Origin of the sequence: Pseudomonas sp. UBA6323, assembly GCF_002439135.1 — a bacterium.
GTDB lineage: Bacteria > Pseudomonadota > Gammaproteobacteria > Pseudomonadales > Pseudomonadaceae > Aquipseudomonas.
This window is the reverse complement of sequence record NZ_DJSX01000019.1, coordinates 1-26,765: the sequence shown is the minus strand read 5'-3', so window position 1 is coordinate 26,765 and position 26,765 is coordinate 1. Positions and strand designations below refer to the sequence as shown.

Annotated in this window: 22 protein-coding genes and 3 tRNA genes; 11 read left to right on the top strand and 14 right to left on the bottom strand. The window is 60.2% G+C overall.

Annotated elements, in window-relative coordinates; translation table 11 throughout:
• Positions 1 to 6: 6 nt before the first annotated feature.
• Positions 7 to 378 (bottom strand): PilZ domain-containing protein, encoded by a 372-nt coding sequence (locus tag B3P22_RS05110; protein ID WP_197859173.1) that lies wholly within the window; start codon positions 376 to 378, stop codon positions 7 to 9.
• A 166-nt stretch (positions 379 to 544) separates the two neighbouring features.
• Here B3P22_RS05110 and B3P22_RS05105 point away from each other — a divergent pair, with 166 nt between their 5' ends.
• Positions 545 to 1,051, top strand: a complete 507-nt coding sequence (locus B3P22_RS05105; protein WP_197859174.1) for a DUF3015 domain-containing protein — start codon at positions 545 to 547, stop codon at positions 1,049 to 1,051.
• Positions 1,052 to 1,112: 61 nt separating this feature from the next.
• Here the strand turns inward: B3P22_RS05105 and glyA are convergent, their stop codons facing one another.
• Both glyA and B3P22_RS05095 read right to left on the bottom strand, forming a co-directional pair.
• Positions 1,113 to 2,366 carry a serine hydroxymethyltransferase gene (glyA, locus tag B3P22_RS05100; protein ID WP_013714014.1) on the bottom strand — a complete coding sequence of 418 codons (1,254 nt, stop codon included), beginning with the start codon at positions 2,364 to 2,366 and terminating at the stop codon, positions 1,113 to 1,115.
• Positions 2,367 to 2,527: 161 nt separating this feature from the next.
• Positions 2,528 to 6,661, bottom strand: a complete 4,134-nt coding sequence (locus B3P22_RS05095) for an EAL domain-containing protein (RefSeq protein WP_296270217.1) — start codon at positions 6,659 to 6,661, stop codon at positions 2,528 to 2,530.
• A 532-nt stretch (positions 6,662 to 7,193) separates the two neighbouring features.
• Between B3P22_RS05095 and ettA the strand changes: the two genes are divergently transcribed.
• Positions 7,194 to 8,861 carry an energy-dependent translational throttle protein EttA gene (ettA, locus tag B3P22_RS05090; protein WP_296270177.1) on the top strand — a complete coding sequence of 556 codons (1,668 nt, stop codon included), beginning with the start codon at positions 7,194 to 7,196 and terminating at the stop codon, positions 8,859 to 8,861.
• A gap of 656 nt (positions 8,862 to 9,517) precedes the next feature.
• Here the strand turns inward: ettA and B3P22_RS05085 are convergent.
• Both B3P22_RS05085 and B3P22_RS05080 read right to left on the bottom strand, forming a co-directional pair.
• Positions 9,518 to 9,850 carry a PilZ domain-containing protein gene (locus B3P22_RS05085; RefSeq protein ID WP_197859177.1) on the bottom strand — a complete coding sequence of 111 codons (333 nt, stop codon included), beginning with the start codon at positions 9,848 to 9,850 and terminating at the stop codon, positions 9,518 to 9,520.
• A 9-nt stretch (positions 9,851 to 9,859) separates the two neighbouring features.
• Positions 9,860 to 12,172, bottom strand: a complete 2,313-nt coding sequence (locus B3P22_RS05080) for a DUF1631 domain-containing protein (RefSeq protein ID WP_296270173.1) — start codon at positions 12,170 to 12,172, stop codon at positions 9,860 to 9,862.
• A 206-nt stretch (positions 12,173 to 12,378) separates the two neighbouring features.
• Here B3P22_RS05080 and B3P22_RS05075 point away from each other — a divergent pair.
• From B3P22_RS05075 to B3P22_RS05065, 3 genes are all read left to right on the top strand, one after another.
• Positions 12,379 to 12,454: transfer RNA gene (locus B3P22_RS05075), tRNA-Asn, on the top strand.
• A gap of 9 nt (positions 12,455 to 12,463) precedes the next feature.
• A tRNA-Pro gene (locus B3P22_RS05070) sits at positions 12,464 to 12,540 on the top strand.
• A 5-nt stretch (positions 12,541 to 12,545) separates the two neighbouring features.
• Positions 12,546 to 12,621 (top strand) — tRNA-Lys (locus B3P22_RS05065).
• Between the two features lie 373 nt (positions 12,622 to 12,994).
• Here the strand turns inward: B3P22_RS05065 and B3P22_RS05060 are convergent.
• The 4 genes from B3P22_RS05060 to B3P22_RS05045 all read right to left on the bottom strand — a co-directional run bounded on the left by B3P22_RS05060 (position 12,995) and on the right by B3P22_RS05045 (position 15,945).
• Positions 12,995 to 14,296 carry an NAD(P)/FAD-dependent oxidoreductase gene (locus tag B3P22_RS05060; protein ID WP_296270171.1) on the bottom strand — a complete coding sequence of 434 codons (1,302 nt, stop codon included), beginning with the start codon at positions 14,294 to 14,296 and terminating at the stop codon, positions 12,995 to 12,997.
• 63 nt (positions 14,297 to 14,359) lie between these two features.
• A complete protein-coding gene (locus B3P22_RS05055) occupies positions 14,360 to 14,533 on the bottom strand; it encodes a DUF3094 family protein (protein ID WP_161864860.1) in 174 nt (57 codons plus the stop codon).
• A 231-nt stretch (positions 14,534 to 14,764) separates the two neighbouring features.
• Positions 14,765 to 15,319: an MOSC domain-containing protein gene (locus tag B3P22_RS05050; RefSeq protein ID WP_296270167.1), complete on the bottom strand. Its 555-nt coding sequence runs from the start codon at positions 15,317 to 15,319 to the stop codon at positions 14,765 to 14,767.
• Positions 15,316 to 15,945, bottom strand: a complete 630-nt coding sequence (locus B3P22_RS05045; RefSeq protein ID WP_296270166.1) for a DUF1780 domain-containing protein — start codon at positions 15,943 to 15,945, stop codon at positions 15,316 to 15,318. The genes B3P22_RS05050 and B3P22_RS05045 overlap by 4 nt, the downstream gene beginning before the upstream one ends.
• A gap of 504 nt (positions 15,946 to 16,449) precedes the next feature.
• Here B3P22_RS05045 and B3P22_RS05040 point away from each other — a divergent pair.
• Positions 16,450 to 17,139, top strand: a complete 690-nt coding sequence (locus tag B3P22_RS05040) for an energy-coupling factor ABC transporter permease (RefSeq protein ID WP_296270164.1) — start codon at positions 16,450 to 16,452, stop codon at positions 17,137 to 17,139.
• 106 nt (positions 17,140 to 17,245) lie between these two features.
• Positions 17,246 to 17,461, top strand: a complete 216-nt coding sequence (locus tag B3P22_RS05035; protein WP_197859183.1) for a hypothetical protein — start codon at positions 17,246 to 17,248, stop codon at positions 17,459 to 17,461.
• A 310-nt stretch (positions 17,462 to 17,771) separates the two neighbouring features.
• Here the strand turns inward: B3P22_RS05035 and yacG are convergent, their stop codons facing one another.
• From yacG to pilB, 5 genes are all read right to left on the bottom strand, one after another.
• Positions 17,772 to 17,966 carry a DNA gyrase inhibitor YacG gene (yacG, locus tag B3P22_RS05030; RefSeq protein ID WP_296270160.1) on the bottom strand — a complete coding sequence of 65 codons (195 nt, stop codon included), beginning with the start codon at positions 17,964 to 17,966 and terminating at the stop codon, positions 17,772 to 17,774.
• Positions 17,963 to 18,571: a dephospho-CoA kinase gene (coaE, locus tag B3P22_RS05025; RefSeq protein WP_296270159.1), complete on the bottom strand. Its 609-nt coding sequence runs from the start codon at positions 18,569 to 18,571 to the stop codon at positions 17,963 to 17,965. The genes yacG and coaE overlap by 4 nt, the downstream gene beginning before the upstream one ends.
• 325 nt (positions 18,572 to 18,896) lie before the next feature.
• Positions 18,897 to 19,766: a prepilin peptidase gene (locus B3P22_RS05020; RefSeq protein WP_296270158.1), complete on the bottom strand. Its 870-nt coding sequence runs from the start codon at positions 19,764 to 19,766 to the stop codon at positions 18,897 to 18,899.
• Positions 19,767 to 20,987, bottom strand: a complete 1,221-nt coding sequence (locus tag B3P22_RS05015) for a type II secretion system F family protein (RefSeq protein ID WP_296270157.1) — start codon at positions 20,985 to 20,987, stop codon at positions 19,767 to 19,769.
• A 2-nt stretch (positions 20,988 to 20,989) separates the two neighbouring features.
• Positions 20,990 to 22,693: a type IV-A pilus assembly ATPase PilB gene (gene pilB, locus B3P22_RS05010; RefSeq protein ID WP_296270156.1), complete on the bottom strand. Its 1,704-nt coding sequence runs from the start codon at positions 22,691 to 22,693 to the stop codon at positions 20,990 to 20,992.
• Positions 22,694 to 23,041: 348 nt separating this feature from the next.
• Here pilB and B3P22_RS05005 point away from each other — a divergent pair, with 348 nt between their 5' ends.
• The 4 genes from B3P22_RS05005 (at position 23,042) to B3P22_RS04990 (ending at position 26,655) form a co-directional block, all read left to right on the top strand.
• Positions 23,042 to 23,470, top strand: a complete 429-nt coding sequence (locus B3P22_RS05005; RefSeq protein WP_296270154.1) for a pilin — start codon at positions 23,042 to 23,044, stop codon at positions 23,468 to 23,470.
• A 67-nt stretch (positions 23,471 to 23,537) separates the two neighbouring features.
• A complete protein-coding gene (locus tag B3P22_RS05000; protein ID WP_296270153.1) occupies positions 23,538 to 25,514 on the top strand; it encodes a hypothetical protein in 1,977 nt (658 codons plus the stop codon).
• Complete coding sequence (locus tag B3P22_RS04995) at positions 25,511 to 26,380, top strand: glycosyltransferase family 2 protein (protein WP_296270152.1); 870 nt, start codon at positions 25,511 to 25,513, stop codon at positions 26,378 to 26,380. Before B3P22_RS05000 ends, B3P22_RS04995 begins: the two co-directional genes overlap by 4 nt.
• 8 nt (positions 26,381 to 26,388) lie before the next feature.
• Positions 26,389 to 26,655: a hypothetical protein gene (locus B3P22_RS04990; protein WP_296270151.1), complete on the top strand. Its 267-nt coding sequence runs from the start codon at positions 26,389 to 26,391 to the stop codon at positions 26,653 to 26,655.
• Positions 26,656 to 26,765 lie beyond the last annotated feature (110 nt).

Here is a 26,765-nt window from a genome sequence, read left to right as displayed (position 1 = left end):
AGCGACTCAGTCGTCTTCGCCGAGCGCCGCCAGTTCGCGTTCCAGCAACTGCTCATCGCCCAGGTTGAGTTCGACCAGGCGGCGCAGATGGCTGATGGAGTCCAGATCGATATGACGGCAGACGAAACCCAAAGACTTCGGCTGGGTGCGTGTCAGCACCACCTCCATCTTCACCCTGGCTTCGCCACCCAGTTCGATCACGGCCTCGAAGGGCTGATTCGGATCCCCGCTCCAGTCGCGCGGTGTGGTGATCAGCAGGCCCTTGAGTGAAATATCGTGCAGAGCCGCCGACCATTGCCGCTCGCCCTGTGCGATTACGGTGGGGGCGTCGAAGGCGATGCGCTGAAAGCGCCGACGCTCGTTGGCTGATTCGCTCATGCCGATACTCCTGAAGGGTTTACATCACTATAGCCAAGGCTGCTGGCCACGTACTCTAACCCCTGTGCCGTGGCGCACAACTGATGCACATCAGTTTGACAGGTAGCCAAGTCTCGCCGAAGCTCCTTATGCGGTTTTTATTACTCGATATTGCGGAGCGATAGATATGAGCAAGCGACTGCTGGGCAAGGGTTTGGTATTTGGTCTGTTGAGCATGGCCAGTGTCGGCGCGTTTGCCGATGCAGCGGGCGGCAATGGCTGCGGCTGGGGCAACATGCTGTTCGAAGGGCAACGCGGCATGGCTCCGCACTTCCTCGCCACCACCACCAACGGTACTTCGGGTAACGCCACCTTCGGTATGACTTCCGGTACCAACGGTTGCGATACCAGCGCCGTGTTGGGTTACGGTGGTCGCTCCATGCTGGCGATGAACGGCATGCTCGATTCCATCGCCGAAGACATGGCCATGGGCCAGGGCGAAGCGCTGGATGCCTACGCCACTTTGCTGGGTGTCGAAGCCGAGGACCGCGCGCATTTCGCCAAGGTCACTCAAGACAACTTCGGGACCATCTTCAGCAAGGCCGATGCCACCAGCGAGCAGGTACTGGCCGCCACTCTCGACGTGATGAGCCGTGACGCGCAGCTGGCGCGTTATGTGAAACAGCCGGCCTGAGGCAAACCCCAGGCAAAAAGAAGCCCGCCAATCGGCGGGCTTCTTCGTTTCAGGTGTCGCCTCAGTTGGCGTACACCGGGAACTTGGCGCACAGCGCCTTGACCTGCTCGCGCACGCGGCCTTCGACTTCATCGTTGCCGATGTTGGCCAGCACTTCGCAGATCCAGCCCGCCAGTTGACGGCACTCGTCTTCCTTGAAGCCACGAGTGGTCACGGCCGGGGTGCCGATACGCAGGCCGGAGGTGACGAACGGCGAACGCGGGTCATTCGGTACGCTGTTCTTGTTCACGGTGATGAAGGCGCGGCCCAGGGCAGCGTCGGCATCCTTACCGGTGATGTCCTGCTTGATCAGCGAGAGCAGGAACAGGTGGTTCTCGGTACCGCCGGAAACCACGTCGTAGCCGTTGTCGATGAACACCTGGGCCATGGTCTGGGCATTCTTGATCACCTGGGCCTGGTAGGCCTTGAACTCAGGCTGCAGGGCTTCCTTGAAGCACACGGCCTTGGCGGCGATAACGTGCTCCAGCGGGCCACCCTGGCCGCCCGGGAAAACCGCGGAGTTGAACTTCTTCTCCAGCTCTTCGTTCTTGCGCGCCAGGATCAGGCCGCCGCGCGGGCCGCGCAGGGTCTTGTGGGTGGTGGTGGTGACCACGTCGGCGAACGGCACCGGGTTCGGGTACAGGCCGGCCGCGACCAGACCTGCCACGTGCGCCATGTCGACGAACAGGTAGGCACCGACCTTGTCGGCAATGGCGCGGAAACGCGGGAAGTCCAGCACCTGCGAATAGGCGCTGAAGCCGGCAATGATCATCTTCGGCTTGTGCTCGACGGCCAGGCGCTCGACTTCGTCATAGTCGATCAGGCCGGCGTCGGTGATGCCGTACTGCACGGCGTTGTAGATCTTGCCGGAGAAGCTGACGCTGGCGCCGTGGGTCAGGTGGCCGCCGTGGGCCAGGCTCATGCCCAGCACGGTGTCGCCGGCGTTGAGCAGGGCCATGTACACGGCGCTGTTGGCCTGGCTGCCGGAGTGCGGCTGGACGTTGGCGTAGTCGGCGCCGAACAGCTCCTTGGCGCGGTCGATGGCGAGCTGCTCGACCACGTCGACGTACTCGCAACCGCCGTAGTAACGCTTGCCCGGGTAGCCTTCTGCATACTTGTTGGTGAGCACGCTGCCCTGAGCTTCCATCACCGCCGGGCTGGTGTAGTTTTCCGAGGCGATCAGCTCGATGTGCTCTTCCTGGCGCTGGGCTTCCTGCTCCATAGCGGCAAAGAGTTCGGCGTCAAAACGAGCGAGGGTCAAATCACGGCTGAACATGGCGGTCCCCTGAAATCAGCTGGGCGGTGGAAAGAGGGGGCGGATTCTACCGCAAAGGTCGCATTCAGGCATATGAAGGTCGGTCATGAGCCTGACAAAAGGCCTTCATGCTGGAACCTGGCCGCAGCTGGCAGCGCGCCAGCCCAGTCTGCGCGGCCTGTTCAGCTGAACAGGAACAGCGCTGCGTCGCCGAACTCTGCGCTGAACTGGCGAGCGTGCATCGGCCTGCCGAGCAGGTAGCCCTGGACTTCGTCGCAGCCATGTTCGCGCAGGAACTCCAGTTGGGCATGACTTTCCACGCCTTCGGCGATCACCATCATGTTCAGGCTGTGCGCCATGGCGATGATGGCCCGGGCGATCTGCGCGTCCTGTTCGCCATCGGGCAGGCCATCGACGAAGCTGCGGTCGATCTTCAACACATCGATGGGGAATTGCTTTAGGTAGTTCAGCGACGAGTAGCCGGTGCCGAAATCGTCCACCGCGATGCACAGGCCGAGGCGCTTGAGCTCGTTGAGGGTCTGCATCGCGCTGGATACGTCGCGCATCAGGATACTTTCGGTCAGCTCCACCTCCAGGCACGCCGGGGCGACGCCGGTTCTTTCCAGAATGGTGGCGATGCGCGCGGTCAGGTCGCCCTCGCCGAACTGGCGGGCTGACAGGTTGACCGAAATCTTGGGGATGCGGATCTTCTCTTCGTGCCAGGCCTTGAGCTGCCTGCACGACTCTTCCAGAACCCACTCGCCGACCTGCACCACCAGGCCAAGCTCCTCCAGCACCGGGATGAAGTCATCCGGCGGCACCAGGCCGCGGCTCGGGTGATTCCAGCGCAGCAGCGCTTCGACGCCGGTGAGGCGGCGGCCATCGCCGGAGAACTGCGGCTGGTAGTGCAGCACGAACTGGCCCTGTTCCTGGGCGTGGCGCAGGTCGCTTTCCAGCTCCAGACGTTCCAGGGCGCTGGCATTCATGTCGGCCTGGTAGAACTGGAAGTTGTTCTTGCCGCGCTCCTTGGCGTGGTACATGGCGGTGTCGGCGTTCTTCATCAACTGGCTCAGTTCGTTGCCGTCCTGCGGGGCGAGGGCGATACCGATACTGGCGGTGACGAAGAACTCGCGACCTTCGAGGACGAAGGGGCGGGCCAGGCTGGAGAGAATCTGCTCGGCGACATGAATGGCGCGGTTGAGCGCGCCCTCGCGGGTCGCGCGCGGCTGCAGCAGCAGGGTGAACTCGTCGCCGCCCATGCGCGCCACGGTGTCGTCGCCGTCGACGCAGGCGGACAGGCGCACGGCCACGTCCTTGAGCATGCGGTCGCCGGCGGCATGGCCGAGCGAGTCGTTGATCGGCTTGAAGCGGTCAAGGTCGAGGAACATCAGCACCACCCATTCGCTGTGCCGCTCGGCGTGCTGCAGGGCGCTGTGCAGGCGATCCTGGAACAGGGTGCGGTTGGGCAGATGGGTCAGGGCGTCATAGTAGGCCAGGCGGTGGATACGCTGTTCGCTGGCCTTGCGCTCGCTGATATCGCTGAAAAAGCACACGTAGCTGACCAGGTCGCCTTCCTCGTCATGCACCGCGGTGATGCCGACCCAGGCCGGGAAGTTCTCGCCGCCCTTGCGCTTGAGCCACACCTCGCCCTCCCAACTGCCGCGCTGGTTGAGCTGGCCGAGGATGTACTGCATGTGGGTGGCCTGCTGGCGGTCGGCGGTCAGCATACCGGGCAACTGGTCGAGCACCTGGCCGGCCGAATACCCGCTGACGCGGCTGAACGCCTTGTTGACCTGAACGATATAGCCGGCCGGGTCGGTCACCAGAATCGCTGCGGTGGAGTGTTCGAAGACCGTGGCCGCCATGCGCAGGTCTTTTTCGGCACGGCGTTGCTGGCTGATGTCGCGGCCAACGCCGAGGATGCCTTCGAAGCGACCGTTCTCGTCCCACATCAGCACCAGGCGCAGCTCCACCGGAATCTTGTGGCCATCGGCGCGCAGGCAATCGAAGACGAACAACTGATCCGGCAGTTCGTCGCGCAGGCGATTGAGGCGGTCGCGCTCGCCGAGCGCATCGCGGATGCGATCGAGCAGCAGGTTGAGGCCGTCCAGTTGCTGCGGATTGGCCGCCAGGCCGTAGAAACTGTTGGCCATCATCCAGTTGACGGTATAACCCAGCACCGGCTCGACCGAGGGGCTGACATAGTTGAGGCTCAGCGCGCTGTCGGTGGAGAAGATCACATCGCTGATGCTTTCGGCCAGCAGGCGATAACGCTGCTCGCTGTCACGCAACGACTGGTTGCGCTCGATCTGTTCGGTGATGTCCTTGGCCACGCCGATCAGACGGCTGACGCGGCCGCGATCGTCGCGTGCCAGGGCCTGTTCGCGGATGCTGAACCAGTGCCACTGGCCATTGCGATGACGCCAGCGCAGCACCGACTCGAGCAGCACGCCGTCGCCGACCACTTTTTGCAAATTGCGGATGCGCCAGTAGTATTCGGCGTCGTCCGGGTGCAGTACCTGCACCCAGAAGTCCTCGCGCATGGCGCGCAGCTCGGCCTTGCTGTAACCCAGCTGCTGGCCCAGGCTGTGGTTGCTGAACAGCACCTGCCGGCTCTGCATGTCATGCACGTAGAGGAGGTCAGGCACCGAGCGCACCACCTCCGACCAGAAGCGCTCACGCTCGATCAGCGACAGCTCGATGCGCTTGCGGCTGGTGATGTCGCTGATGCTCAGGGTGACGGCCTGATAATCCTGGATCATTTCCGGCAGGCGCAGCACCAGCCAGACGTGACGTTGCAGGCCCTGTGCGGTAACCAACTGGGTTTCCAGCTCCACCAGGTTGGGGCCTTCGAGTACGGCCACGGCCAGGCGATAGCGCAGGTCGTCCGGATGAATGGGGCCGTGGTCGATCAGTTGCTGCCAGGCCTGCTCGGTGCTCTTCACCCCGAGCAGGTTGAGTGCAACCTGGTTGGCCTCGGTGATGCGCAACTGCTCGACCAGCAGTTCCTGATGCTCGGCATCGGCGCGCAGCCAACGTTGCAGACCTGCTGCGTCACGCAGTTTGTGTTGCAGCAACAGGCTGCGCACGCCGGAAAGATCGAGCACGCACAGGGCCACGCCGGTGCCTTCGAAAATGTCCTGATAACGCCGGCGGGTTTCCTGCAACACGCGCATGGCCTGCTGCTCGTTGGTCACGTCGCGCAGCACCCAGACGTAGCCGGCCTGGCGACCGATCTCGCTGATATCGCTGCGGGTCACGGCGAACAGTCGTGCGCGGCCCTCGCTTTCGACTCTGACCAGCTCCGGCCCCAGATCATTGGCCGGCTGCGGGCTGTTGAGCAGCAGCGGGTCGAGATCGGGCAGCAGGTCCAGCAAATGCATGTCCCAGGCCGCTTCGCTGCTGATGCCGAACAGCGTCTCGGCCTGTGGGTTGAGGTAGCGCAACTTGCCGTCGGCCTGGGTCACCAGAATGCGCTCTTCGACGGCGCCGAGGGCGCTGGCGGCCTGGCGCAGAGAGCGGCGCGACTCGGTGTTCAGGCGTTGCAGGCGGCGTTGCTCGCGTTGCAGGCCGTACAAGGCCGCCAGGGTCAGCAGGCTGCACAGGGCGAACAGCAGGAATTTGCCGGCCAGGGTCGGCATCAGCTCGTTGCCGGCGCGCTCGGCATCGAACAGGGCGCGCAATTGCCAGTCGCTGCCGGGCAGGGCCACCAGCTCCAGGCTCTGCGCCTGCTCCGCTGCGGTAACCGGGGCGATGATGCTGCCAACTTGTTGCAGGTCGTCGGCGCGGGCGATTACCCGCTGACTTTGCAGGTCTTCGAGCAACCACTGGTATTCGCTCTGATGCTGTTCGCGCAGCCAGTTACGCAGCGCACTGGCGCGCATGCGCAGAACATACTGGCTGCCGTCTGGCTGGCGCAGCAGCAAGTAGAGCGCGCCACCGCCCTGTGCGCTGAAGGCGAAGTGGTAAGGCGCCGAGCCGCTGCGCCGCTGCAGGTCGCGAAGGAAGCTGAGGTCGCGCGATCCGCTGGCGCTGTCGGCTAGCAGCTGCCCGTCGGTATCGAGCCGGGCCATGCTGTCCAGCGTTGGAAAGATACTGCGCAGTGTCGCCACCACTTCGCTACCGCCGCCTTGGTGCGCCGGGGCGTTTTGCAGCATTGCCTGGCCTGCCTGCGCTTTCAGGCGCATGTTCAGGCTCAGATGCTTGGCCAGTTGGCTGGCGTAACCCTGGCTCAGTTGCTTCTGGCTGGCGAGCAACTGGCGATATTCCTGCGTCAACTGCCAGGCCAGTAACCCCAGGATCGCCAACACCAGCACCAACAGCGCGCGTCTCAGCGCTACGCGCTTCGGTGCGCGCGACTCGCCCGGAGTTGATGAAGGCAGGGATGAGGGAGTCGACACGTTTGTGAACCTGCAGCCAGTGCTGAGCTATCTGAGCTTTGAGACATATGAGCCGGCGTATGCTCATGTCAGCCGGGTAGAATGCCTGTAAACGTGGCCAAGTGCCAGCTGCGCCGACGAGCGTAGGTTTGCCCTGTCACGTACATTGCGGTAGCTTTGCGCCGCGCGCGTGAACTGTCCGCGCGGTACTTGGCGTTCGCTCCGGCAGGGGCTAAGGTCTCTGCACATTGCGTACGCGTAGGTGGTGTGAAAACTGATGGCTAGCGCACGTTAACGACCTGGCCTCTCGGTAGGAGCGGCTTCAGCCGCGAATTTCGCGGATAAATCCGCTCCTGCAGGGTGTACAACAGCTAACGCGAACATAGCCCCTCGACGCATTCATCATGTTTTCACGCGACCTGCATGGCGCGCCGTTTCCAGCTCCCAATTCTCATCAGTCAGGTTCTCCATGGCTCAGTACGTCTACAGCATGCATCGGGTCAGCAAGGTCGTCCCGCCGAAGCGTGAAATTCTCAAGGACATCTCCCTGTCGTTCTTCCCAGGCGCCAAGATCGGCGTGCTGGGCCTCAACGGTGCCGGTAAGTCGACCCTGCTGCGCATCATGGCCGGTGTCGATACCGAGATCGACGGCGAAGCCCGTCCGATGCCGGGGATCAAGGTCGGCTATCTGCCGCAGGAGCCGCAGCTCGACCCGAGCAAGACCGTGCGTGACATCGTCGAAGAAGCCGTAGGCGAGATCAAGCAGGCCCAGGCGCGTCTCGACGAGGTGTACGCCGCCTATGCCGAGCCGGATGCCGATTTCGACGCGCTGGCCGCCGAGCAGGCCAAACTCGAAGCCATTCTGCAGGCCTCCGATGGCCACAACCTGGAGCGCCAGCTGGAAGTCGCGGCCGACGCCCTGCGCCTGCCGCCATGGGACGCCAAGATCGAGCACCTGTCCGGTGGCGAGAAGCGCCGCGTGGCGTTGTGCCGTCTGCTGCTGTCGGCCCCCGACATGTTGCTGCTGGATGAACCGACCAACCACCTGGATGCCGACTCGGTAGCCTGGCTCGAGCGCTTTCTGCACGACTTCCCCGGCACCGTGGTGGCCATCACCCACGACCGTTACTTCCTCGATAACGTTGCCGGCTGGATCCTCGAACTCGACCGCGGCCACGGTATCCCGTACGAGGGTAATTACTCCGGCTGGCTGGAGTCGAAGGCCAACCGTCTGGCTCAGGAAGCAAAGGCCGAGGCATCGCACGCCAAGGCGATGAAAGCTGAACTGGAATGGGTACGCCAGGGCGCCAAGGCGCGTCAGTCGAAATCCAAGGCGCGTCTGCAGCGCTTCGAGGAAATGCAGTCGCAGGAATTCCAGAAACGCAGCGAGACCAACGAGATCTACATCCCGGCCGGTCCGCGTCTGGGCGACAAGGTCATCGACTTCGTCAACGTGTCGAAGTCCTTTGGCGACCGCGTGCTGATCGACGATCTGTCGTTCAGCATCCCCAAAGGCGCCATCGTCGGCGTGATCGGTGGTAACGGTGCCGGTAAATCGACCCTGCTGCGCATGATCACTGGCAAGGAACAACCGGACTCCGGCAGCATCGAGATCGGCGAAACCGTACAGATCGCCAGCGTCGAGCAGAGCCGCGAGGCGCTCGAAGGCAACAAGACCGTGTGGGAGCAGGTCTCCGACGGCTTCGACATGATCAAGGTTGGCAACTACGAGGTGCCGTCGCGCGGTTACGTCGGGCGCTTCAACTTCAAGGGCGCCGACCAGCAGAAGTTCGTCAAGGACCTTTCCGGTGGTGAGCGTGGCCGCCTGCACATGGCCAAGACCCTGCTGCAGGGTGGCAACGTGCTGCTGCTCGACGAACCGTCCAACGACCTCGACGTGGAAACCCTGCGTGCTTTGGAAGAGGCGCTGCTGGACTTCCCCGGCGCCGCCATCGTGATTTCCCACGATCGCTGGTTCCTCGACCGTATCGCCACGCACATCCTCTCCTACGAGGACGACGGCAAGGTCAACTTCTTCGAGGGTAACTACACCGAATTCGAAGCCGACCGCAAGAAGCGCCTGGGCGAAGCCGCCGCGCAGCCGCACCGCGTGCGTTACAAGAAGCTGGCGCAGTAAGCCTCAGCCAGATGAAAAAACGGAGCCTTCGGGCTCCGTTTTTTATTTCAGCAGCGCCGCGGACATAAGCTGCGCATGGCCGCGAAAAGCTTCGCTCCGGGGCGGGCTACCGCGAGAGGTACCTCTGGAGGCTTGTTTGAACGGCATTGGCATTTTTTCATCGGTGTTGGCGGACGCCGTTCCGTAGTCGCATTCAAGGCAAAAAGCTTCGCGGACGAGTCCGCTCCCACAAGAAAAACTGTGCCAGCGCTGCGAGCGCTGTTCTCATGTGGGAGCGGATTTGTCCGCGATAACGTAGTGGTCATCCAGGGCAAAAAGCTTTGCGGACGAATCCCCTCCCACCAGAAAAACTGTGCCAGCGCTGCGAGCGCTGTTCACCTGTGGGAGCGGACTTGTCCGCGATAACGTTTTGGTTCGCGAGCAGCACCCGCAACTGCTGATCAAGTGAAAATGCCGCGACGCTGCAAAGCGATCACGGACGTTTTCTTAACTGACTGGCATTAGCCTTCGGGCTCCATTGCTCGCACTGTAGGAGCGGCGCCCCGCCGCGAACACATGCTGCGCTATCTGATGGGTTTGCCGCGCCGTTGTGTTGCCGTAGGGCGCCGCATACCGGCTACGCTGGAGTAGCGTTGCGCACAGCGCACCCTGCCTGCTCAAAGCCTGGCCAGCAGACTCTCCAGCGCCTTGGCCTGGTCCTCGGCCAGGTCGATGATGTGAAAGCCGGCCCAGCAATGCTGACCATCGGCGCCGGGGCGACTCCACAGGCAATCGGCGCCCAGGAGCACCTCCTGCACCACGGCGGCGTTCGAGGTGCAGACCAGGCGGCATTCCAGCACGGCATCGGCGGTATGCGGCGTATCGCTGAACAGCATGAAGCCATCGATGGACAGGTCGACGATGCGGCCAAGGCGCTGGCCGCTGTTCAGGTCGAAGACCTCCAGCTGCATTTCCGTGCCATGGCGGCTGTGTTGGCGACGCTCTTCCATGGAAATTCCTCAGCGGGGTTCGGCTGTGCGTCCAGTGAAACGCTGCAGCACACGGTAGATGGCATTCAATGCGCGATCCATGAGCGGAGTCGTGCGTTCGGGGGTAACGATGCGGGCCAGGCCCTGTTCCATTTCGCTGGCCAGCAGGGTCAGCGGCTTGATCGCCACGCGCTGGCCGCTGTTGTCGACGAACATGTAGTTGTGCGTGGTCGGGCTGAACCAGGAGAGCTTGAGTACGCGGCTCTTGCCGCCCTCGACGAACTCGAACCAGGTGCCGAACTCGACATTGGCCAGTTCCCTGACCAGGCTTTGTGCGCGAGCCGAGAGCGCGCTGGGTGAAGGCGCCTGGCTCGCCAGGTCGGCATCCTCACCGAGCATGGCGCCAAGCGGGCTTTGCGGCAGGTCAGGCTTGAGCTGCGCGGCCAGTTGCGGCTGTCTGGCCTGTACCGCCTGCTGGCAGGCCACCAGGTCCTGCAGCAGGCGGCGGATGCCATCTTCGTGGTAGCCGCCGAGCAGTTCCAGGCCCTTGCGCAGGTCGCTGAGCATGGACGCGCGTATCTCCTGCAGATGCTGCTTGTGCTCGTCACTGAGCGGGGTACCACTCCAGGCCAGTTGCTCGGCCACTTCGCAGGCGCGCTGCCACTCTGCGCTCTGCTCGCCATGGCGCAGCAGCACGAAAACCAGCACATCGGCCCAGGTCAGTTCGAGGAAGTTGCGGATGATCGCCGGCAATTCGCGTTGGCTCACGCAGCGCTGGATCACCTCCAGGGCCTGCTCGCGCGCGCCGAGCAGGCGGTCACGGCCCTTGGCTGCCTCGACTGCGCGGCGTTCGCGCAGCTCGACCTTTTGGCGCAGTGTGAGGACGTACTCGTTGAACTCCTCGATCAGGTTGTCGAACAACCCCAGGTCGCCGCTGAAACCATGAATCACCCGTTCGACCACCCAGTGCATCTTGGCCAGCAGGCCGCGTTCATCGCCTTCATTGCCATACAGCACGCCTGCCTGGGCCATGGTGTTGAGCAGGCGCCTGGCCGGGTGGTGGTGCTGGGTGAACAGGGCCTTGTCCAGCAGTGCGATCTTCAGATAGGGCGTGTGCAGGTGCGAGAGCGCCGTCTTGCAGGCGTCCGGCAGGTTCTCATCATCGAGGATGAAGTCGAACAGCATGCCGACCAGGTCGATCACGTCGGCTTCCCGGCCGGATACCTTGCTGTCGCCCGGCAGGCTGCTGTGCGCTTCCAGCTGCTGCTGCAGGTCAGCCTTGAGACCTTCTACCGCCTGGGGCTTGTGCAGGCGCTGAGCGAGTTCGTGGGCCGACTGCTGCTGCATGCGGTTGAGCGCGGCGAGCAGCTCGCTGGCGCTGTAGGTGCGGTTGGCCTCGCGCGGGGAGAAGCTGACGATGCTGCGTGTGCCACCCAGCAGCGGCTTGTCGGGGTGGCTGTGGCGGCGCTCGTCAAGCAGGCTGGACAGGCCGCTGAACAGCGCGCCCGGGTCACTCGGCGGCGGTGCGCTGAGGTCCAAATCGAGCAGTGCCGGTTCCATAGGCGTGGACACGGTGCCTGGCCTGTCCGCTGCCTGGGTCGTAACCTCTGGCTTGGCGGGAGGGCGGCTGACGCCCGGATTGATCAGCGCGCTGTACTTGAGATTGGGCAGCACACCGGCATCGATCAAGCGCTGGTTGAGCGCGCCGTAGAGTGAGTCGAGGCTGTGCATGACATGCTTATCGAAGAGCATGTAAAGGATGGTCTTGATCTGCAGCGGAAAAGGGCAGGGCGCCAAGGCGTCGCGAAAGGCCTGAGCGATGGCCTGCGGGCCGAAGGGGTTGCTGTCCTCGCCGAGCTTCTGGCCGTTGTTGAGCAGAGCCAGGCGCTGGTCCAGGGCGAACAGCGGCTCGGTACAGCGCGCCTTGACCCGGCTGACCATATTGGTGACCTGCAAGGTCTCCTCGTAATCCTCGTTCTGCACCAGCGCCAGCTGCTCCGGGTCGAACTCGGCGATGGTCGGGTTCTGCAGCTTGCCATCGAGGAAGTCGGAGAAATTGCTGGCGATCTTCTGATGGTAGCTACGCTCGATTTGCGGGCGCTGCCGGCGAATCTCGCGCATGCTGTCGAAGAACAGGGTCTGCACTTTGTTGTTCTCGGCTTTTTCCGCGCACTCGAACAGGGTGTCATCGACCTGGCCGAACACTCCGCCGAGGTGCTCCGCCAGACGGTTCATCACCAGCTTGCGGCAGGCCTGCACCAGATCGCCGAAGCGCGGCTGGATGCCGCGGCTAGCGAGGCTGACCACCTTGGGATGAACGGGGGGCTTGTCCTGCTTGCTCATGGACTGTCCTGGCTGGCGTCATCGGCTGGCGCGTCCTGCACGCTGCCGCAGTTCAATGAAACATATAGTAGTCCATGCTCGCGTCGCAAAGCATTGTCATAAAAGCAGTTTGCAGGGGTTGACAGGGAATTTTTGCTACGTAAAATGGCGCGCCTCTGAAGCGGTAAAGCAAAAGCTGAAACGCAGCAGAGATGGAAGACCGAAGTTCCGCGATAGCTCAGTCGGTAGAGCAAATGACTGTTAATCATTGGGTCCCTGGTTCGAGTCCAGGTCGCGGAGCCAACTTCCTTACGGGGTATAGCGCAGTCCGGTAGCGCGCTTGCTTTGGGAGCAAGATGTCGGGAGTTCGAATCCCCCTACCCCGACCATATTTGGGTCGTTAGCTCAGTTGGTAGAGCAGTTGGCTTTTAACCAATTGGTCGTAGGTTCGAATCCTACACGACCCACCACCACAACGAACAAGCCCGCCTAGTGCGGGCTTTTTCGTTTCTGCGTTGTGGAAACCGTTCAGGTGGTAGCCATGCTGCTTTTGTGGGAGCGGACTTGTCCGCGAATATGAACAGCAAAAGCTCGCGGACAAGTCCGCTCCCACGGGGGCGCATCCCGCATGTCTGCTGACCCTCGCCTATGGATGGCAGTTCGTAGGGTGGGCTGAAGCCCAGCCTACGAGACTTGCTTGTTTCCCCTCTCCCGCTTGCGGGAGAGGGGCCGGGGGAGAGGGTAATCGGGGCACCGAGTCGCCTGTATTGCCCTCTCCCGCCCTTCGGGCACCCTCTCCCATAAATGGGAGAGGGTCATCAGAAGGCCGCTCTGCGGCTGCTTTTAGTGCAGCTTGAGGCGCGGCTCGGTGCTTCGCCCGATGCGATCGCTGAGCATCAGCAGCAGCGTACGCAGGGTGCCGTACAGCGCCATCTGGTGCATGCGGTAGAGCGAAACGTAGAACACCCGCGCCAGCCAGCCTTCGAGCATCACGCTGCCGGTCAGGTTACCCATCAGGTTGCCGACCGCCGAGAAGCTCGACAGCGAGATCAGCGAGCCGTAGTCGCGATAGCGGTATTCCGGCAGCGCCTGGCCGCTGATCTTCAAGCGCAGCGACTTGGCCAGCAGCGATGCCTGCTGATGTGCCGCCTGGGCGCGCGGCGGTACGTTGCGGCCTTCGCTGCCCGGCTGCGGGCAGGCCGCGCAATCGCCGAAGGCGAATACGTCGTCATCCAGCGTCGTCTGCAGGGTCGGGCGCACCTGCAACTGGTTGATGCGGTTGCTTTCCAGGCCGTCGATATCCTTGAGAAAGCCGGGCGCGCGGATGCCAGCCGCCCAGACTTTCAGGCTTGCCGGTATGAAATTGCCATCGGCGGTCTTCAGGCCATCGGCCGTCACTTCGCTGACTGCCGCGCCGGTCAGTACCGTGACGCCGAGCTTCTCCAGGGTCTGGTGCACCGGGCGGGCGATGCGTTCGGGCAACGCCGGCAGCACGCGCGGGCCGGCCTCGATCAGGGTGATGCGCATGTCTTCCGGGCGAATGCGATTGAGACCATAGGCTGCCAGCTGCTTGGCGGCGTGGTGCAGTTCGGCTGCCAGCTCCACCCCCGTGGCGCCCGCGCCAACGATGGCGATGTCGATCTTCGAGCCGTCCTCGCTCTCGTTGGCGTGCGCACGCAGGTAGTGGCTGAGCATGCGCCGGTGGAAGCGCTCGGCCTGTGCCCGCGTGTCGAGGAATATGCAGTGCTCGGCTGCGCCAGGCGTGCCGAAGTCATTGGTGGTGCTGCCCACGGCGATCACCAGGCTGTCGTAGGCGATGCGGCGTTCAGGCATCAGCACCTGGCCGTCGTCATCCAGCGTGGGCGCCAGGGTGATGTTCTTGCCGGCACGGTCGAGGCCGGACATGCGCCCGAGCTGAAACTCGAAATGATTCCACTTGGCCTGGGCCACGTAGTTCAGTTCGTCTTCCGAGGAGTTCAGCGAGCCGGCGGCCACTTCGTGCAGCAGGGGCTTCCAGATGTGGGTGAGGTTGGCGTCGACCAGGATGATCCGCGCGGCGCCGCTCTTGCCGAGTTTTCTACCAAGGCGGGTGGCCAGCTCCAAACCGCCGGCGCCGCCGCCGACAATCACGATGCGATGGGACATGGATAATGCTCACAAGGCTTTGAAAAAGACGGAGTGAGTGCGAGAGGGCGAGCGCGAGGCTGCTCATAGCACCAGTCGACTCAGAAAGCGGCTCAGCAGACCCAGGCCGATGACGACGACCAGCACCACGGTGAGCAGGCGCCAGACGCGAAACGGCTGACGTTCGACCTGATGCTGCGGAGCGCTCAGGTAGTGGTCGACTTTCTGCTGGTCTTCGGGGCTCAGGCGGCTGGTCATGGGGAGGCCTCTGCTTGAATGCGGCTATCTTAGCAGGCTGTTGAAAAACTATCTGCGTTGCCACTGTTGCGTTAAAAACCGGCCCAAAATGCTCACTTAAAGTCGAGCGCGACTCCGACCGTTTTTCGCATGTTTTTTGCGGGGCCGCCATCGGTATTGCATTGGCTGCCTCGGCTCGGGCTTCCTGCTTCGCTCTATCTCCTGCATCCATGCAGTCGTCGCCTACGTTTTTCAACGGCCTGCTAGGCGTGCCCGCCAGCCTTGGCGAGCGTCGTTGTCCTGCGGGTCAGCTATTGGGTCAATGGCTTGCACGCTTACAGCGTCGTCCAGGCGGATAATGCCGCCCTCGATTACACGAGCGGTGATGCCGCCATGGCCGCGCATGGCCTGGAAGGTGCCGGGGCCAAGGCGTTCCTCGAGACGCGCACAGGGCTGGCACCAGCCGGTGGTCTCCAGCAGCGCCTGGCCAATGCGAAAGCGCCTACCTTTCAGGCTGAACAGGTTGATGCCGGCGACCGCAATGTTGCGCCGCAGCTCGCTCGGCTGCATGGGCGCATCGCGGCCGAGCAGGGCGGCGACGACTGCCAGGTGCTCCCATTGAATCAGCGTGACCTGCCGTGCATTGCGCGGCCCCGGGCGGCTGTGATCGCCGGTCAGGCCGTCTTCGCGTCGGGCTTCCACGGCCTCGACTTCGAGCATTGCCTCGCGCGACCTCGGGCGAACGCCTATCCAGCGTACCTGGCCGGCCTGCGGCACCTCAGCGAGCAATTCCTGCAGCGGGCTCACAGGTCAATACCGATGTCGAACAGCAGGCTGCGTCCGAGATTCTGTCGCAGAAAGTCCGGCGCGTCCGGATGGGCGAACAGCACGCGGGCGAAGCGCGGGCCGACCAGCGACAACGAGCGCCAGCCCTGGCGCAGGTATTCGGTCGGAGGCGGGAAATGGCTGTTGCAGTCGAGCACGGCGCGCTTGAGGCTGACGAAGGCGACCAAGTCGAGTTCGCCCAGATCGAGGCCGCGTTCACGGTAGTTGTGTGCCTTCTTGCGCAAGGTCGGCGCCAGGCGCGCCTGCATCTCGCTGGCCGCAATGCGCTTGGGGCGTGCTTCGCGGCGTACCAGCTGGCTCAGGGAAAAAGCGCTGCGGCGCCGTTCCAGCTCGGCACGCCACTCGTCATTGAGACGCCGCCCTTCGTCGAGCACGAAGAACACTTCGAAATTGGCATCGCGAAACAGCACGTCCGGCGGTTCCTGGCCGCTGGGCGTGAAGTCATCGTTATGGTGGCGCACGTTCAATGCTTGCAGCAGGCGCTGACAAACCCAGCGCTCGCGCTCCCACTTCTTCGCGTTGGAGAGAAAGGCATTGGCCTGTTCGGCCTGGTGCGTAAGTAGGCGCAGGTAATCGGAGTCGTCCATGTCCAAAGCTTAGCCGTAGCGCTGACTTGCCTGCCAGTGCCTGCAACAGCTGACATCGTGCGTAGTGCCTGTCTCCGAAACCTTCCTGGTCGGCGGCGGGAATCGGTCCGGGCTGTGATTGTCTGCGGGCAATGAAGATGCAGGCGCATTTCCGCTCGCTCCGTTGTCAAAACCCTTCAGGGGGCCGGTGTAGACTGCCTGCCATGGCAATGAACGAAGAAAAGGGTGCGCGCTATGCCTGTCAGTTGAGATAGACGCCCGTGATGCTTTACAGGATCGCGGCATTTTCATCTGATCAAGCAGCAGCGGATAGCGATAGCGCTCGTGAATCAAAGAACTGTCGCTGACAAGTCCGCTCCCCAGCTGTTCAGTACTCTCAGCGTGACTACGGTGATCCTTGTGGGAGCGGACTTGTCCGCGAAGCCCTTGTGTCCTGGATGACGACTAGATACAGCGGTATCGTCCTGAAAAAACCTTAACTGACAGGCATTAGGGTACGCACGCATGATCGCTTCCAACCTGCTGGCATTTTCCACCTTGTTCGGTGGTTGGCTGATCTACGGGCTGGCGCTGTTCTGGGCCCTGGTGCGGGCGCCCTGGGTCGAGCTGTTCAGCGACCTGCGACGCCAGCATCTGCTGTTCGGCACCATGCTCGGGCTGTTCTTGTTGTGGCTGGTGCGCCGCGATTTCGACTCCGGGCTTTCCTATCACTTCATCGGCATGACCGCTGTCACCCTGCTTCTCGACTGGCCACTTGCCGTACTCGCTGGCCTGGCGGCGCAGCTTGGCCTGCTGGCTATCGGGCGCATGGACCTGGCGTCGCTCGGCATCAATGGCGTGCTGCTGGTGCTGATCCCGGTGCTGGTTACCGAGCTTTGCGCCATCCGGGTCGAGCGCGCGCAGCCGCGCAACCTGTTCGTCTACATCTTCTTCTGCGGGTTCTTCCCGGCCGCGCTGGCGACGCTGATGACCCTGCTCGGCGGCCTCGCCTTGCTGTGGATGGATGGCCTGTTCCCCATGCCGCCCTGGCTGGACGACTTCGCCGGCTACCTGTGGCTGGTGGCGTTCCCCGAGGCCTTCATCAACGGCACCATCGTCACGGCGCTGGTGGTGTTCTATCCGGACTGGCTGGAGACCTTCAACCGCAGCCGCTACCTGCAGGCGCCCTGGAAGGAAAACGATCGCGGCGAATGAATGACGCCGTATTGGCCGATTGAATGCCGCTGGCAGGGTTGATCCCGGTCAATGCTCGGAGCGTGCCTGCCGCCATGCTGTGAAAAAGGCTTTCGAGGGATTCGACATGAGTATTCATAGCTGGGCGAGAAAGGCACTTGAGGGCGATCTGCATGACGCTGAAGCTCAGGGCTACGAGCCTGTGATGGCATTGCGTGCACTATTGGCTGAGGTCGTGCAGCAGAACAAGGCGCTGCGTGATGCCCGGGAGCTGGCCCACGAACTGCAGTTTCTCGCCGACAACCTCGACGATGATCGCGACTACGCCTTTATGCGTCCCTGAGGCATCCACTGCTTCGCTTGTGTGGGAGTCGCGCCTCGCTGCGAATGGTTGCGTCGAGGCTAAAGTCAGAAGCTTTCCTTTGAGGCGTAATGCTGCTCACTTAAGGTTGCACGCATTTGGCTCCCCCTCTCCCATTTATGGGGGAGGGGCTGGGGCAGAGGGCTGGAAACACCGCAGAACTGCCAGTTTCTCCCTCTCCGAACGCGGCCCGCCCTAACCCTCTCCCCAGAGGGCGAGGGGACTGATCGCGGTCGTCCGTTTCTTATGTGAACAGCATTACTCTCATGGCGGGGCTTCTGCATTGGGCCGATCAATGCGGCCGCGTCGGCAGATCCCCGCTGAACATCTCGTCTTCCAGATCGTTGCCAGGGATCGCATGTTCTTCGGCAGCCCAGGCGCCAAGGTCGATCAGCTTGCAACGCTCGCTGCAGAACGGGCGATAGGCGTTCTCGGTTTTCCACTCGACGGGCGCGCCACAGGTGGGGCATTGAACGGTCGTGGTCATGGCTGGCCTCCGCGCAGGGTCAGGTAAAAGTTGTGCAGGCGCTCGACCTCGGCGTCCAGCCAGGCCATATCGCGATCATTGACCAGCACGTCATCGGCATGACGCAGCCGCTCTTCGCGGCTGGCCTGTGCCTGCATGATGGCGCGAACCTGCTCTTCCGAGCTTTGGTCGCGGGCGATGGTGCGCTGGATCTGCAATTCGGCGGGTGTATCGACCACCAGCACGCGCTGGGTCATCTGCCGCTGGCCGGACTCGACCAGCAGCGGCGAAACCAGGATGGCATAAGGTGACTCGGCACGTGCCAGCACCTGAGTGATTTCCGCGCCGATCAGCGGGTGCAGGAGACTTTCCAGCCATCGGCGCTGCTCGGGGTCGGCAAATATCAGCTTACGTAGCGCGGTGCGGTCCAGCTCGCCGGAGGTCTGCAGCACGCTGTCACCGAAGTGCTCGGCGATCTTCGCCAGTGCCGGTCGGCCCGGCTCGACTACCCAGCGCGCCGCGTGGTCAGCATCGACCACATGCACGCCGCGCTCCATAAAGCCTTGCGCCACCGCGCTCTTGCCGCTGCCAATGCCGCCGGCCAGGCCGAGTATCCAGGGTTTCATAACGCCAATGCAGCCTTGCTATCTCTCAAGGCCGAGATTGTAGGGGGGATTGCTTGATGATGCGAACAGCGTGTGCGCCTCGAGCTCATGTAGGAGCCGCGCCCCTCGGCGAATGATTCTGAGGGGCAGCGCTAAATTCAAAAACTTCGCCCCGAGGCGGGGGCTCCTACAAATACGCGACCGCGGATCGAAACCAGCGAACCTCAGGCGGTAGCCCGGATGCAATCCGGGAACATATAGCGTCAGCCCCGGATTTCATCCGGGCTACGGACCGTAGGAGCGGCGCCCCGCCGCGAACCCGCACGAGGCGGCGCGACACGGGTCGTCAGAACCCGGCGAACTTCAGATAACTCCCGGTAATCACATCGCCCCAAAGCAGCGCGATCCACCCGGCAATGGCCAGATAAGGCCCGAAGGGAATTGGTGTGCCGGAGTCGCTGCCGCGCATACGCAGCAGAATCACGCCCAGCACTGCCCCGACCAGCGACGACAGCAAAATGGTCAGCGGCAAAATCTGCCAGCCACCCCAAGCACCGAGCATGGCCAGCAGCTTGAAGTCGCCGTAACCCATGCCTTCCTTTCCGGTAATCAACTTGAACAGCCAGTACACCGACCATAGGCTCAGGTAACCGGCAATCGCGCCCCACAGCGCATCCTCCAGGGTGGTGAACAGTCCGAAGTAATTGACGATCAGCCCTAGCCACAACAGTGGCAGCACCAGCACGTCCGGCAGAATCTGGTGATCGGCATCGATCAGGCTCATAGCCAGCAGCCCCCAGGCCAGCACCAGCATGGCCCCGGCCTGCCAAGTAAAACCGAAATGCCAAGCGACATAGCCGGAAAGCACGCCACAGGCCAATTCGACAATGGGGTAGCGCTTGTTGATTGGCGTTTTGCAGTTCGAGCACTTGCCGCGCAGGAACAGGTAGCTGATCACCGGGATGTTCTCCCAGGGACGAATCTCATGGCCGCATTGTGGGCAGCAGGAGTTGGGCAGGATTAGGTTGAAGGTCTGAGCGTTTGGTGCCGGCGGCAATTCCAGCACCTCGCGCGCCTGACTCTGCCACTCGCGTTGCAGCATCAGCGGCAGGCGATAGATCACTACGTTAAGGAAGCTACCGATCAGCAAACCCAGCAACAAAGCACACAAAACAAAGGCCAGCGCATGACTGACCAGAAAGTCGATCAAGAGCATTTAGACCACTGCACCCAGCTGGAAGATGGGTAGGTACATAGCAATGATCAGGCCGCCGACCAGCACGCCCAGCACCGCCATGATCATCGGCTCCATGAGGGCTGTTAAACCATCGACCATGTTGTCCACTTCCTGTTCATAGAAGGTGGCCACCTTGTCCAGCATTTCATCCAGAGCCCCCGACTCCTCTCCGATGGCGGTCATCTGCACGGCCATGGCGGGAAAGGTTCCAGTGGTGCGCATGGAGAAGTTAAGCTGCATGCCGGTAGATACATCTGCTTTGATCTTGTTCGTTGCGTTCTTGAACACTACGTTACCGGTTGCGCCCGCTACCGAGTCGAGTGCGTCCACCAGAGGTACGCCTGCGGCAAAAGTAGTGGAAAGTGTTCGTGCAAAGCGAGCAACGGCGGATTTATAGAGGATGTCGCCGACAATAGGGAGCTTGAGAACGCCTCGGTCAACGGAGTCACGAAGCTTTTGCGAGCGTTTCATGGCTTCCTTGAAAGCAAAGGCTGCGCCGAAGATAGCGATCAGGACGACGAACCACCATTCTTGCAGGACTTCAGAAATTCCTATCACCATCAGAGTGAAGGCCGGCAGTTCCGCACCGAAGTTAGCGAAGACATCCTGAAATTGCGGTACCACCTTGATCAACAAAATGGCCGAGACAATGATGGCCACCACCACTACGGCGATAGGGTAGTTCATCGCTTTTTTGATCTTGGCTTTGAGCGCCTCGGTCTTTTCCTTGTAAGTGGCGATACGGTCCAGCAGGTTTTCCAGAGCACCGGCCTGTTCGCCGGACTCCACCAGGTTGCAGTACAGTTCATCGAAATACTGCGGCTTCTTGCGCAGGGAGGCTGCAAAGCTGTTGCCAGCGGCTACCTCTTGCTTCACCTCATCGACCAGTTTGCGCATATTGGGGTTGTCGAAGCCCTCGGAGATGATGTCGAACGACTGCAGCAGCGGTACACCCGCTTTCATCATGGTCGCCATCTGTCGGGTGAACAGGGCGATGTCCATGGGCTTGATTTTTTTCCCTGTTCCGCCCAGCGAAAGCCCTGACTTCTTGCGCACCTTGGTCGGGTTGATGCCCTGCTTACGCAGCTGTGCCTTGACCAGTGACGGGTTCTGCCCGCTGATCTCTCCTTTTACGACGGCGCCGCTTTTGTTCTTGCCTTCCCAGGTGAATACACTGGTTTTTAGAGCTCTTTCCGCCATGGTTAATCCTTGGTTACGCGGTTGACTTCCTCAAGGCTGGTAACCCCTTGCATGGCCTTGAGCAAAGCGGAGGTGCGTAAGTCATTAAAGCCGTCTTTGCGCATCTGTGTGGCAATGTCGATGGAGTTGCCTTCCTCCATGATAATCCGCTGCAGGTTGGGCGTGTTTTTAACCACTTCATAAATACCGACACGGCCCTTGTACCCGCCCTTGCAATTGTCGCAGCCGACCGGGCCGTAAATCTTGAAGGTGCCGATCTTGTCTTCGGGGAAGCCCTCCGCCAAGAGAGTCTCGCGTGGTACCGCCACTTCTTTCTTACATGTGTTGCACAGCTTGCGCGCCAGGCGCTGGGCAATGATCAGGTTGACCGAGGTGGCTATGTTGAAGGAAGGCACGCCCATATTGCGCAAGCGCGTTAGGGTTTCCGCAGCGCTATTGGTGTGCAGGGTGGACATCACCATATGGCCTGTCTGGGCGGCCTTGACAGCGATGGAGGCGGTATCCAGGTCACGAATCTCACCCACCATGATGATGTCCGGGTCCTGGCGCAGGAAGGCGCGTAGCGCTTGGGTAAAGTCCATGCCCTGTCTGGGGTTGACGTTGACCTGGTTGATCCCCTCCAAGTTGATCTCTACCGGGTCTTCGGCAGTGGAGATATTCACATCAGGCGTATTGAGGATATTAAGGCCGGTGTAGAGCGATACGGTCTTACCCGAGCCGGTGGGGCCGGTGACCAGAATCATGCCCTGGGGTTGTTTTAGGGCAGACATGTACAGTTCTTTCTGCTCTTCCTCATAACCCAGTGCATCGATGCCCATTTGCGCGCTAGTAGGGTCGAGAATCCGCATCACGATCTTCTCGCCCCATAAGGTGGGTAGGGTGTTGACGCGAAAATCGATGGCCTTGGTCTTGGATATCTTCATCTTGATCCGGCCATCCTGTGGCTTGCGCCGCTCGGAAATATCCAGTGCAGCCATGACCTTGAGGCGGGCGGAAATTCTCGGAGCCAATTGGATCGGCGGGCGAGCCACCTCATGCAGTAAGCCGTCGGTACGAAAGCGTACCCGATAGGCTTTCTCGTAAGGTTCGAAATGCAGGTCCGATGAGCCTCCCTTGATAGCGTCCAGCAGCATCTTGTTGACGAAGCGTACTACCGGCGCATCGTCGGCATCGGCATTGCCATCATTTACCTGCTTGTCATCGTCTACCGCTTCGACATCCAGACCATTGAGGTCGACATCGGCCAGATCTTCCATGCCGCTATTGGCCGAGTCGAAGAACTTGTCGATGGCATCGCCAAGTTTATCGTCCTCGACCAGGATGGCTTCTGTGGTCAGGCCGGTGCTGAACTGCACATCGGTGACAGCCTGATGGTTGGACGGGTCGGAAAGGCCGACGAACAGCTTGTTGCCGCGACGCCATAGCGGCAGCACGCGATGCTGGCGTACCAGTTTCTCGCTGACCAATTCTCTGGGTTGGCCTTCTCGATCGATGGTGTTGAGGTCAAAAAAAGCCACGCCGAATTGCTCGGCAGCTAATTCGGCCAGCGCCCGGCTTTTAACCAGTTTGTTCTGCACTAAATACGTTACTAGTGGTAATTTATTGCGCTGGGCTTGCTGCTGGGCCTCGCGGGCAGCCTTCTCATCCATCAGGCCTGTTTCTGCCAGCTGTCTCGCCAAGCCGGAAAGGGCAATGCTCTCGTTCATCATGCGCTCCACAAACAATGTACGTCTTATAACGTAGTCGCAGATGGCCTGCCAAACTTGACTATTTGGGGTGACAAAAAAAGGCAGTTTGTGCCTGGCCAGGTTTTGGCCTGAATGAGTCGAAGGGCTTGTGGGTGGTCTGAAATAACCGCCATTGCTCGCTGCGCTGACCAGGGATGGATCATCCCCTAGCCCCCGCCGTAGCTAGACCTCCGCTTGCGCGGGAGTGACGATGCGGAGTTTTTCATAGTACCTCATGCGCAAAAATCATGTGCCGGCCATGGTTGGCACGCAGCCTGCATTAGTAAAGGCAGGTCTTGATACCTGTCCATCCTTAGGAGAGAAAACATGAAAGCTCAAATGCAAAAGGGTTTTACCCTGATCGAACTGATGATCGTGGTTGCGATCATCGGCATCCTTGCTGCCGTCGCCCTGCCGGCTTATCAGGATTACACTGCTCGTGCCAAGGTTTCGGAAGTTGCCTTGGCTGCCAGCTCTGCACGTACTTGTGTAACTGAGACCGTACAGTCCGCTGGTCGTGACAGCAACCTGAGTCAGTGTGGCGAAGGGTTCATTGCAACCAAATACGCCACTAACTTAGATGTCGCCGATACTAGCGGCGTTGTAACAGTTGAGAGTCAAGCTGAGATTGCTGGTGTAACTATCACTCTTTCTCCGATCTTTCAGGGTTCTTACCATATCACTGAGTGGAAGTGCAAGGGTTCCACTAGCGGCAGTGCCAAAAACGGCTGGCTGCCGGGTTCTTGCCGCGGCTAATTTGAAAGTTAGGAAAAGCCCCGCTATGCGGGGCTTTTTTGTATAAGGGATTTGGGTGTGATGGTGCATGACAATTAAAAGTACGTGGTTTCGCTGCCTGCTAGTGTTGCTGGCCTTGGCCGCTCTTTTTTTGGTGTATAGGCAGGGTGTGGGAGGCGCTCTTTTTTATGATGACTACGGTAATCTTGAGGGCTTGGCGGGCATCTCTGATTGGAGCAGTGTCAAGAGCTTTATCTTCAACGGAATTTCCGGGCCGCTGGGTAGGCCTATCGCGCTTGCCTCATTTGTTCCCCAGGCTCAAGGTTGGCCAAGTAATAGTGCTGAAATCCTGTTGGTGAATATTTTCATTCACTTGGTTAACGCAGTGCTAATTGGCGCTCTTGGCTATCTTTGTGTTCGCGCTCTGTCTGCTACCACCACATGTCATAAGGCTTTTAGAATAGCTTTTCTCTCTGCGTTCTTATGGGCCTGTCTGCCACTCTTGGCTTCCACGACGCTGATTGCCATACAGCGAATGACTGGGTTGGCGGCCATGTTCAGTCTGATTGGTCTAGTGGGATATACGTGGTCTTACCGACTCTATGTGCGAACGCCCATATGCGCCTTTTTTGTGCAAATGACGATATTGGGATTGGGCACATTGCTTGCTATGTTTACCAAGGAGAATGGCCTGTTGACTCCGCTTTATGCTTTGGTGATCGAGTTGTCCCTGCGCGGAAGGGGAGGTCAAGCGACACCGCACTGGCTCGATAAGGTTCGGCTCTCCATTTTGGTAATGGCGCTGATAATCGTCCTTGTATATCTTTCGCCTGTTTTTCATGACTACTTTGTTATATCTGAAGTGCGGGGGTATAGTGTTTGGGAGCGACTGCAGGTTCAGGTCGTCATTCTGTGGGAGTACATGCGTGCCTTTGTTGCGCCACTGCCCTCTCTTTTTGGTCCATTTCATGATGACTATGCGCATACGCTAAGTGGCTTTTCTTCTAGTGTGGCTGCTCTGGCTTGGTTGGCAGTACTAGGAGTGGCTGTATGGCTATTTTTGGCAGGTCGTACAAAATGGGTGTTTTTTGCTGTTTTATGGTTTGCTTTTGGGCATCTGCTTGAGTCAACCAGTATCATGCTTGAGCTGTATTTTGAGCACCGCAATTATTTGCCTGTTTACGGCTTCTGTCTTGCGTTAGCGGTTGGGGTTCAGAATGTTCCTGACCGTTACCGTGGGGCTGCAATACTGGTGTTTGCGGCATTTTGTTGCCTGCAGTTGCTTGTGTTGTGGTCGGTTGTATCTGTTTGGGGGGAGCCGCGTAAAGCCGCAGAGCTATGGGCCTCTGAACGACCGGCCTCGTCTAGGGCTGTTACTCATGCCGTCCTTCTGGAGTTGTCTTCTACATCCGAGCAGGCGGCAGAGTTGAATGTTCGATTCATTTCCAGGCAACGTTATGAACACGTATTGTCTTTGCTGGATAGAACTATAAAGAGCTGTTCTGGGTGCGTCAGTGCGCGCTTGCAAAGCGTTTCATATGCTTGCAAGCTACAGAAGTATGACGAGGCAGAGGCCCGCCTTCAGGAGGCAAGACATTTTGCCTTGACAGCCAAAGAGCCGCGGGCTGTCGTTGATGGTTTGTTTAATATAAGAGAGTTGATTCAACAGGGGGAATGCGGTTCTTTATCAAACGAAGACCTTTTAGATTTGGTTGAGGCGTTGTCAGGTAGTCGACTATTTCAGATCGATCACATCAGTACGCGCCTCTATTTCCTGATGGGCGCTATTGCGGAAGATAAGGGAGATAACAAGGTGCGTGATGAATACCTTGCCAAGGCTGAAGACGCGTCTCCTGTTGCGCTTCCTGTCTTGGAGTATCAGGTATATGCCGCTCTTGCTTCTGGCCAGCATCAGCGAGCACTAGATGCAATTGATCGGCGTTATGCTGCTATAAAATCGGATGGAGGAATAATGACCAGGCAGATTTTAGATGCAATGCGGGAAGATGTCATGAGTAAGGTGCAGCAAGTCCAAATTGGAGTTGAAAAGGAGAGGCTGGAATGACAGATAGTTTGCAATCTGTTGTTTCCATCATACTCCCTGCCAAAAACGAATCCGCCGCCATTGCCGCAACAGTTGCCGGTATTCGCCAGTGCTATCCAGATGCCGAAGTGTTAGTGGTTAACGATGGTTCTACCGACAATACAGCTGCGGTTGCCGAGGACGTAGGTGCCAAGGTTGTTCATCACCCTTACAGCAAGGGTAATGGTGCGGCTATCAAAACTGGTGCGCGTGCGGCCAGTGGCGAGATACTCGTGTTTATGGATGCCGATGGCCAGCATGACCCGGCGGATATACCCCGCTTGGTGAAGTTGATTGAGCAGGGGCATGACATGGTGGTGGGGGCGCGGCAAAAAGGTTCTCAGGCCAGCATGGGGCGCGGACTAGCCAACGGCTTGTACAACCGCCTAGCGAGCTGGATGACAGGCCATCGGGTTGAGGATTTGACTTCGGGGTTTCGCGCCGTGCGCGCCGATAAGTTGCGCGAATTCCTCTATTTGTTACCCAATGGTTTCTCCTACCCCACTACCAGTACCATGGCTTTTTTTCGCGCGGGCTATTCGGTGGCTTATGTGCCGATTCATGCCGCCCGCCGTATCGGCAAAAGCCATATCCGCCTGCTGCGTGACGGTGCTCGTTTTCTGTTGATTATCTTCAAAATTGGCACACTGTTTTCACCTGTGAAAATCTTCGCTCCTGTAGCATTAGTCATGTTTCTACTGGCCTCGGGCTGGTATGGTTATACTTTGTATAGCTTCGGCCGCTTCACCAATATGAGTGCGCTGTTGTATAGCGGGGCAGCGATGGTGTTTCTAATGGGGCTTATCTCGGAGCAAATCACAGCGTTGATGTACAAGGGCAGGGATTGAGCCGGGCCATGCAGGCCGAGAGCCAGGGGGTGGAGTTCAAGGAGCTTTGGCGCGATTGCTACTTGAAAATATTATATGTCTTCGCCGATGTCGGATTAAAAGAGCTTCTGGAGTTTATCCTGGAGAATCATCCGGCTAATATCAACACTATAACGACTCAGCGCCCACTCATCACTCAAAGATCTATCGAATGTTGGCTTAAATTGTTGCGAGAAAAAGGGCTGGCCGAGTTCAAGGGTGCCCAGAGCGGGCGGCTCTGCGTGATAGGCGATTGAATATGCTGAAAGGACCGATTGCTCTCGCGACTATCCGTACCAGTTTTGTCTTGGGACTACGCTTTGTTGTGCAAGCCGGCAGCTTGTTGCTGGTCGCTCGGATGCTGGGA